2 protein-coding genes are annotated in these 1,567 nt (G+C 65.9%); both read left to right on the top strand.

Translation table 11 applies throughout. The features are described from left to right. Nucleotides 1-690, top strand: a 690-nt coding sequence (locus AC0V2Y_RS28365) for an enoyl-CoA hydratase/isomerase family protein (protein ID WP_475418272.1), incomplete at its 5' end; no start/stop codon positions are given. 12 nt (nucleotides 691-702) lie between these two features. Next, nucleotides 703-1,567 (top strand): aminotransferase class I/II-fold pyridoxal phosphate-dependent enzyme (locus AC0V2Y_RS28370; RefSeq protein ID WP_475418459.1); only part of this gene is annotated, 865 nt, incomplete at its 3' end.

A 1,567-nucleotide genomic window follows, 5' to 3' on the forward strand; every position in this document is an offset into this window, starting at 1 on the left:
GATCTGGCCCTGCTCGACGATGCGGTGCGTGTATGTGTGCTGCGCGGCGGCATCATGAGCCATCCGAAGTACGCCGGCCGCCGCGTATTCAGCGCCGGCATCAATCTCAAGAACCTGCACAACGGCCGCATCTCGTTGGTTGACTTCCTGCTGCGGCGAGAGCTCGGCTACCTCAACAAGATGCTGCGCGGCCTGCTGGTCGATGTGCCTGAGGATAGGCGGCCACGGCAACTGGCCAAGCCGTGGATTGCAGCCGTGGATACCTTCGCCATTGGCGGCGGCGCGCAACTGCTGCTAGTGTCGGACAAGGTGATCGGCGGCGCGGACAGCTTCTTCAGTTTGCCGGCCGCGCAGGAAGGCATCGTTCCCGGCGTGGCCAATTTGCGCCTGACGCGTTCGGTGGGCACGCGGATGGCGCGCCAGATCATCCTTGGCGGGCGCAGGGTGCACGCCGCCGAGCCGGACGGCCGCCTGCTGTTCGACGAGGTGGTGGAGCCGGCCGAACTCGATGCCGCTGTCGAGCGCAGCGTCGCCGCGTTCGACAGCCCGGCCGTGATGGCCAACAAGCGCATGCTGGTGCTGGCCGAGGAGCCGCTTGACCTGTTCCGCCAGTACATGGCTGAGTTCGCCTTCGAGCAGGCGCATCGCATGTACAGCCAGGATGTGCTGGACAAAGTGCGTCAAGCCTGAGGAGCAACCATCATGTCCACCACTCAAGCACTTTCCGGGAATGGCGTCATCCTCGAACGCAGCGCCCTGCATGCATCGGTGAGCGATCCCGCGCTCGATGCCATCAGCTTCCTCAACGAGGTCATGGATCACTATCCGCAGGCGATCTCGTTCGCGCCGGGCGCACCCTTTGCCGGCCTGTTCGACGATATCGATCTGGGTCGCTACATGGACAGGTATACGGACTACCTGGCCACAGTCAAGGGCCGCAACCCGGCCCAGATCCGCAAGCAGCTCTACCAGTACGGCCCCAGCAAAGGTATGATCAACGAGCTGATCGCCGCCGCCCTGCTGCGCGACGAGGGCATGGCGGTGACGCCGGAGTCGCTGGTGGTCACGGTTGGCTGCCAGGAAGCGTTGCTGCTGGTACTGCGTGCCCTGTGCGCCTGCGCCGACGACCTGCTGGCGGTGGTCAATCCCAGCTTTGCCGGCATCGTCGGCGCTGCCAGCGTGCTGGGCGCGCCCATCGTACCGATCGACGAAGGCCGGGGCGCCGACGGCTGGAGCGCCGGCCTCGACTGGGAACAGCTGGAGAGCGCCTGCCGCCGCGCGCGCGCCCAGGGCAAACGCATCCGCGCGCTGTACGTGGCGCCGGACTTTTCCAACCCATCCGGCACGGTGCTCGACCTGGCAGCGCGGCAGCGGCTGCTGGAACTGGCTGAACGCGAAGATTTCCTGCTGCTGGAAGACAACGCCTACGGTTTCACCGCCGCCCCAGGCACCGCGCTGCCCACCCTCAAGTCGCTCGACCGTCTCCAGCGCGTGATCTATTTCGGTACCTGCGCCAAGATCTGCATGCCGGGCGTACGGATCGGCTTTGTGGTGGCCGACCAGGCAG

This window comes from Janthinobacterium sp. BHSEK (assembly GCF_056174685.1).